This window comes from Kocuria sp. UCD-OTCP (assembly GCF_000349605.1).
Lineage (GTDB): Bacteria > Actinomycetota > Actinomycetes > Actinomycetales > Micrococcaceae > Kocuria > Kocuria rosea.
In genome coordinates this window covers 1-7,121 of the sequence record NZ_AOSQ01000057.1, presented here as the reverse complement: position 1 = coordinate 7,121, position 7,121 = coordinate 1, and the positions used below count along the sequence as shown (strand labels likewise).

The following is a 7,121-nucleotide window of genomic DNA, read 5'->3' as shown; positions in this document are numbered from 1 at the left end:
ACGATGGCCCGGCCGATGTAGACGCCGTTGGTGTTGAGGCACTCGACCCAGTCGTTGTCGGCGACCTCGATCAGTGCGGCGTCCTGGGGGCTCATCCACACCGTGGTGCCCCCGCGGGAGAGGGAGAGCATGAACAGGTTGTCCTGGTACTCCGAGTGGATCGACCACTTGTTGTGCGGCGTCAGGTACCGCACGGCGATGGACAGCTCCCCCCGCTCCCCCAGCTGCGGCTCGCCGAAGAGCCGGTGCATGTCCAGGGGCGGGCGGTAGATCGGCAGGGTCTCGCCCATGTCCTTGAGCCAGTCGTGGTCCAGGAAGAAGTGCATCCGCCCGGTGAGGGTGTGGAAGGGCTTGAGCCGTTCGATGTTGACCGTGAACGGGGCGTAGCGCCGTCCCCCGGTCTCGGAGCCGGACCACTCCGGGGACGTGATCACCGGGACCGGGGCGGCCTGGGTGTCGGCGAAGCTGATCCGCTTCTCCTCGGAGCCGCGGGCGAGGTCTGCGAGCTCCACCCCGGTGCGCTTCTCGAGGGTCTCGAAGCCCTGCACGGCCAGCTCCCCNTTCTCCTCGGAGCCGCGGGCGAGGTCTGCGAGCTCCACCCCGGTGCGCTTCTCGAGGGTCTCGAAGCCCTGCACGGCCAGCTCCCCGTTGGTGGTCCCGGAGAAGAGCAGGATCGCCTCCGCCATCCGCGCGTCGGTGTCCACGGCCGGGCGGCCCGCCGCGGCCCCGGAGTCGAAGACCCCGTGCAGGCGCGCCAGCTGGTCCACCTGGTGGGAGACGTCGTAGGTGATGTGCTTCGTGGTGAAGCCCAGCCGCTCGGCCAGGGGCCCCACCGCCGAGAACTTCTCCCCGATCGCGGTGTAGTCCCGCTCCACGACCGCGAGGTTGGGCAGGTTCTTCCCGGGCACGGCCGGCAGGTCGGTGTGCTTCCAGTCGGGCGCGTGCCCGCCGGGCTGGGCGATCTCCCCCGGGGTGTCGTGGGTGAGCGCGGTGGCCACCAGGTCCTTGCGCACCCCCAGGTGGGTCCGCGCCTGGCGGGAGAACTCCTCGGCGAGCAGCCGGAACAGCTCGTAGTCGGTCTTGGCCTCCCACGGCGGGTCGATCGCCGGGGTGAACGCGTGCACGTACGGGTGCATGTCCGTGGAGGACAGGTCGTGCTTCTCGTACCAGGTGGCGGCGGGGAGGACGACGTCGGAGAGCAGGGTGGAGCTCGTCATCCGGAAGTCCGCGGAGACCAGCAGGTCGAGCTTGCCCTCGGGCGCCTGCTCGTGCCAGGTCACGTCCCGCGGCCGGGACGCGGAGTGGTCCTGCCCCATGACGTTGTGGTGCGTGCCGAGGAGGTGCCGGAGGAAGTACTCCTCGCCCTTCGCGGAGGACCCCAGCAGGTTGGAGCGCCACAGCACCAGGGTGCGGGCCCAGTTCTCGGGGGCGTCGACGTCCTCGACGGCGAAGCGCAGCTGCCCCGACTTCAGCCGGTCCGCGACCCACCGGGCCTCGTCGGGGGCCTCCCCCCGGGCCACGCCCTCGACGGCGAGGTCCGCGACGTCGAGGGAGTTGCGGTCGAACTGCGGGTAGAACGGCATCCAGCCCATCCGGGTGGACTTCGCGACCACGTCCGCGGTGTGCATGCCCTTCAGGTGGCCCTCCGCCAGGGGCGACTGGAGGGAGTCGGACGAGTAGCCGTCGGAGCGCCACTGGTCGGTGTGCATGTACCAGAACGCGGTGCCGATCATGAAGCGCGGCGGGCGGGTCCAGTCGGTGGCCGCGGCCATCGCGGCCCAGCCCGTGATGGGGCGGGCCTTCTCCTGGCCCACGTAGTGCGCCCACCCGCCGCCGTTGCGGCCCTGGCACCCGCACAGCATGAGCATCGCGAGGATCGCCCGGTAGGTGACGTCCCCGTGGTACCACTGGCAGATGCCGGCCCCNCGCCGTTGCGGCCCTGGCACCCGCACAGCATGAGCATCGCGAGGATCGCCCGGTAGGTGACGTCCCCGTGGTACCACTGGCAGATGCCGGCCCCCAGGATGATCATCGACCGGCCGCCGGACTTCTCCGCGTTGGCCGCGAACTCGCGGGCGGTGCGGATCACGGCCCGGGCCGGGACCGAGGTGATCTCCTCCTGCCACGCCGGGGTGTAGGGGGTCGCGACGTCGTCGAGCCCGGCCGCCCAGTCCCCCGGCAGGCCCTCGCGGCCCACGCCGTACTGGGCGAGCATGAGGTCGAAGACCGTGGTGACCGTCCGTCCGGCGACCTCGGTGACGGGCACGCCGCGGCGCAGCACCGAGCCCTCCCCCGTGGCGTCGGTGAAGGCGGGCAGGTGCACCGCGCTCACCGAGCCCTCGTAGGAGGAGGCGTCCGCGAGCGAGAGCGCCGGGCGCACGCCCTGCAGGTCGAGGTTCCACTTCCCCTCGTCCTGCTCGTTGTAGCGGAAGCCCATGGACCCGTTCGGGACCACCGGCGTGCCGGCGTCGCGGTCGATCAGCACGGTCTTGAACGCCGCGTCGGAGGCCGTCGCCTCGCCCCCGCCCAGGTCCGCGGCGGTGACGAACTTGCCGGGCACCACGGTGCCGTCCTCGCGTTCGTCGAGGGTGACGAGCATGGGCAGGTCGGTGTACTGCAGGACGTAGTCCTCGAAGAACGGGACCCGCCGCTCCACGAAGTTCTCCCGCAGGATCACGTGGCCCATCGCCATGGCGAGCGCGGCGTCCGTGCCGGCCTGGGCGGGCAGCCACTCGTCGGCGAACTTCGTGTTGTCGGAGTAGTCGGGGCTGACCGAGACGACCTTGGTGCCGCGGTAGCGGGCCTCGACCATCCAGTGCGCGTCCGGGGTGCGGGTGACCGGGACGTTCGAGCCCCACATCATGAGGTAGGTGGCGTCCCACCAGTCGCCGGACTCCGGGACGTCGGTCTGGTCTCCGAAGACCTGGGGGCTGGCCACGGGCAGGTCCGCGTACCAGTCGTAGAAGCTGTTCATCACACCGCCGATGAGGTTGATGAACCGGGCCCCCGCGGCGTGGGAGACCATGGACATCGCGGGGATCGGGGAGAAGCCGGTGCACCGGTCGGGGCCGTAGGTCTTCACGGTGTGCACGTGGGCGGCGGCGGTCATCTCGAGGGCCTCCTGCCAGCTCGAGCGCACCAGGCCGCCCTTGCCGCGGGCCTGCTGGAAGGCCCGGCGCTTCTCCGGGTCGCCGACCACCGCCTGCCACGCCAGCACGGGGTCCCCGCCCACCTGTTCCTTGGCCGCGCGGTACATCTCCAGCAGCACCCCGCGGACGTACGGGTAGCGGACCCGGGTGGGCGAGTAGGTGTACCAGGAGAAGGCGGCGCCGCGGGGACAGCCGCGCGGCTCGTACTCCGGGCGGTCCGGGCCCACCGAGGGGTAGTCGGTCTCCTGCGCCTCCCAGGTGATGATCCCGTCCTTGACGTAGACCTTCCAGGAGCACGAGCCCGTGCAGTTCACCCCGTGCGTGGAGCGGACCACCTTGTCGTGGCTCCACCGGTTCCGGTAGAACGCGTCACCGGCCCGCCCGCCCTCGCGGTAGACCGCGCGGCCGTCCGGGGACTCCTCCCAGCGGGTGAAGAACTTCCCGAGCTTGAGCAGGGCGTGGGACGCGGGGCCATCGGTGCCCGGCGGAACGGAGCTGGCAACCATGGTGCCAACCTATCGAATTCGGCATTCTGAATTAGGATTTTCTTGTGGACCAATGAACGGCAATTCGGTGGAAAAGAATTCATGACACATCAATTTCAGAATTCATTTTCCGTCAAGAATTCCGGCACCCTTGTTTTTCTCGGCGGAAAGGGGATGACCGAGCCCCGGCTCTCGCGCGGACGGGCGCCGGCCGGGACTAGCCTGGCCGGATGGACCGACCGACCCTCCGCCCTCCCGGTGACCTCCGCCCCGGCGTGCGCCTCGACGTGCGCGACGACGGGCCCCCGGACGGGGAGCCCGTCCTGCTGCTGCACGGCTTCCCCCAGGACGGCACGAGCTGGTCCGGGGTCGCGCCCGTGCTGCGGCGCGCCGGCCTGCGCACGCTGGTGCCCGATCAGCGCGGCTACTCCCCCGGCGCCAGGCCCCGGGGTCGCCGCGCCTACCGGCTCGAGCTGCTCGTCCAGGACGCCGTGGCGCTGTTGGACGCCGCCGGGCTGGAGCGCGCCCACGTCGTCGGCCACGACTGGGGCGGGATCGTGGCGTGGACCCTCGCGGCCCACCGGCCGGAGCGGACGGCGTCCCTGACGGTGGCCTCGGTCCCGCACCCCCGGGCGCTCGCCCGCTCCCTGACCCGCTCGCCGCAGGCGCTGCGCTCGGCCTACGTCGGGGCCTTCCAGCTGCCCCGGCTCCCGGAGGCGCTGCTCGGTCCGCGCCTCGAGCAGCTCCTGCGCCGCTCCGGCCTGCCCGCGGCGGAGGCCGCCCGCTACGCGGCCCGGATGCGGGAGCCCGGCGCGCTCACCGGCGCCCTGAACTGGTACCGCGCCCTGCCGCTGTCCCGGCTGCGCACCGGACCGGTGGACGTTCCGACCACGTACGCGTGGGGCGCCCGGGACCCCGCCCTGGGCCGGCGGGCCGCGGAGCTCACGGCCGAGCACGTGCGGGGGCCCTACCGGTTCGTGGAGCTGGACGCCGGCCACTGGCTGCCGGAGACCCGTGCCGAGGAGCTGGCGGGACTGGTACTCGAGCGCGTCGGCGGGACCGCGAACACTCCGTAGCGGCTCAGCCCCGCGGGGAGGGTCCCTCGGACGGCGCGTCCTCGCGCCGGCGCCGGGGGGTCCCCGCGATGCGCAGCGCGGCCTGGACCGCCAGCAGCGCGAACGCCGCGTAGTAGATTCCCACGGAGGGGTAGAGCTGGGGGACGGTGCCGTTCCAGCCCACCAGGGTGAGCACGAACAGGATGCCGCCGAGCACGAGCAGCCCGAGGTGCGCGGTACCGAAGGCGCCCCGCTCGCCGCGGCGGGCGAGGAAGAGCGCCAGGACGGCGAAGAAGATCGGGAAGAGCATCTGGCCCACCACGGTGATGCCGTTCTGGTGGTACTCGTAGCGGCCGAGCGCCTGGATCACGGCGGTGGCGGCGAGGAGCAGCGGGGCGAGCAGGGACGTCATGGGGACCTGTTCTGTGCGATCGTCCGGGCGGGGGCGCGGACCAGTCTAGCGAGCGGCGGGGACACCGCCGCGGCGCCCCGGGCCCGGCCGGAGCCGCCCCGGCGGTGGTGGGGTCCTGCGGTGGTGCGGCCCTGCGGTCCCGCGGGCCGGGCGCGCACCGGGTCAGTCGAGCAGCAGCAGCTCCACCGGGGTCCCCGCCGGCAGCTCGGCCCCGCCCGCCGGCACGAGCGCGAGGGCGTTGGCCCGGGCCGCGGCGGCCAGCAGGTGGGAGCCGGGCCCGCCCGCCATCCGCACCGTGGCGCCGTCCCAGACGGCGCGGCGCACCTGGGTCCGCCCGGGCAGCGGCCGGACGGCCTCCGCGAGGGGCCCCGTGCGGCGGGCCCGCGGCGCCGGGGCGCCCACGGTCTCGGTCAGGGCGGGGCGGAGGAACATCTCGAAGGACACGAGGGTGCTGACGGGGTTGCCGGGCAGGCAGACGAAGGGAACGCCGCCCGGTGCCGCGAGGCCCTGCGGCCCCCCGGGCTGCATGGCGACGTGCACGAACTCGCCGTGGGGCGCGAGCACCTGCCGGACGACCTCGTAGGCGCCCTCGCTGACCCCGCCGGAGGAGACGAAGAAGTCGGGCCTCCGCGCGGTGTCCTCCGCCAGGCGTGCCGCGAAGGCGCCGGCGTCGTCGGAGAGCAGGTGGGCGCCGACCACCTCCACGCCCGCCTCCGCGAGCTGGGCGCGCAGGATCGCCGCGTTCGCGTCGAAGATCTGGGCCGGGCCGCGCGCGGCGCCGGGCGCCACGACCTCGTCGCCCGTCGTGTAGAGCACGGCCCGGGGGCGGGCGCGCACGGTCAGCTCCGCGCACCCCAGCGCGGCCGTGAGCCCGATCCGGGCGGGGGTGAGCCGCTGCCCCGCGACCAGCGCCGTGTCCCCGGCGACGACGTCCTCGCCCGCGCGGCGGACGAACCTCCCGGCCGGCTGGCCCGCCGGGAGCCGGAGGTGGGTCCCGGGTGCCGGGAAGCCCCCCGGCAGCGACTCCTCGACGGGCACCACGGCGTCCGCGCCGGACGGCAGGGGCGCGCCGGTCATGACGGGGGCCGCCTCCCCGGGACCGAGCGGGCCGGGGACGTGGCCGGCGGGCACGGGGGCGACGACGACGAACGGGGTGCGCCCGTCCTCCCCGGGCGCCGTCCGGCTGTCGGCGGCACGGATCGCGAAACCGTCCATCTGGGAGTTGTCGAAGGGCTGCAGGCTCAGGGGCGCCACGAGGTCCTCGGCCAGGACCCGGCCCGCCGCGGCCGCCAGCGGCACGGTCTCCGTCCGGACGCGGAGACCCCGCAGGGCCTCCGTGACCGCGCGGCGGTGCTCGTCGACGCTGCGGACCGGGTGCTGCGCGTGCCTGCTCATTCCTCCAGCGTAGGTGCCGGGGCGCGCCCGTCCTGGCAGGATCGGGGCCATGACGCAACGGGATGTGGAGCACACGCCGGACGGCCGGTGGATCGTGGTGGATGGCCGGCGGTGGCGCCGCCAGGATCCCGGGCTGCCCGAGGACGTCGCGGCCCGGCTGACGTCCCACCTGGGCCGGGCCCGGGCGGCCGTCCGCACGGTGCGGCGGGACGGCACGGAGGAGGAGCTGCGGGCCGTGCGGGACCGGGTGGGGATCGCCAAGCTGGGCCTCGGTGAGCGCGGCACGCCGTGGTGGGAGCAGTCGCCCGCCGAGCAGGAGGCCCGGTGGACGGATGCTCTCGCGCGGCTGGACGAGCAGGCCCCGCCGGAGCCGGCGTGACGCCGTACGGCGCCCGGGGCGTTCTCGGCATGCTGGGGACTGATTACACTGGGCGGACCATCCCGGCACGCCGAGCACCGTGCGGGCCGGGGACGACCACCGAGGCGGTGACATGAGCGTTTCCCTGGGACTGCCGCGGCTGCGCGACACCGGTCCTGGCCCCAGCGGCGCCCCGGCCGGGGCCGGGCTGATGGACCGCCACGGCCGCCGCGCCACCGACCTGCGCCTGTCGGTGATCGACAAGTG

General features: G+C 74.0%; 4 protein-coding genes and 1 pseudogene. 2 read left to right on the top strand and 3 right to left on the bottom strand.

All coding sequences use genetic code 11. The features are described 5' to 3' along the window. Positions 1-3,655 (bottom strand): annotated as a pseudogene (locus tag H488_RS38770) (nitrate reductase subunit alpha); the annotation flags it as partial. Positions 3,656-3,864: 209 nt separating this feature from the next. On the opposite strand from H488_RS38770, the gene H488_RS33110 reads away from it, so the two are divergent. Next, the gene (locus tag H488_RS33110) at positions 3,865-4,710 is read left to right on the top strand and encodes an alpha/beta fold hydrolase (RefSeq protein ID WP_017834535.1); all 846 of its coding nucleotides are present in this window, start codon (positions 3,865-3,867) and stop codon (positions 4,708-4,710) included. 4 nt (positions 4,711-4,714) lie between these two features. Here H488_RS33110 and H488_RS33105 read toward each other — a convergent pair whose 3' ends face one another. Together H488_RS33105 and H488_RS33100 are read right to left on the bottom strand one after the other, a co-directional pair. After that, positions 4,715-5,101 carry a hypothetical protein gene (locus H488_RS33105; RefSeq protein WP_017834534.1) on the bottom strand — a complete coding sequence of 129 codons (387 nt, stop codon included), beginning with the start codon at positions 5,099-5,101 and terminating at the stop codon, positions 4,715-4,717. A 162-nt stretch (positions 5,102-5,263) separates the two neighbouring features. Further along, positions 5,264-6,496, bottom strand: coding sequence for a molybdopterin molybdotransferase MoeA (locus H488_RS33100; protein ID WP_017834533.1), 1,233 nt, complete (start codon positions 6,494-6,496; stop codon positions 5,264-5,266). Positions 6,497-6,545: 49 nt separating this feature from the next. Between H488_RS33100 and H488_RS33095 the strand changes: the two genes are divergently transcribed. Then, positions 6,546-6,875 (top strand): hypothetical protein, encoded by a 330-nt coding sequence (locus tag H488_RS33095; RefSeq protein WP_035925846.1) that lies wholly within the window; start codon positions 6,546-6,548, stop codon positions 6,873-6,875. The last annotated feature ends 246 nt before the right edge of the window (positions 6,876-7,121 follow it).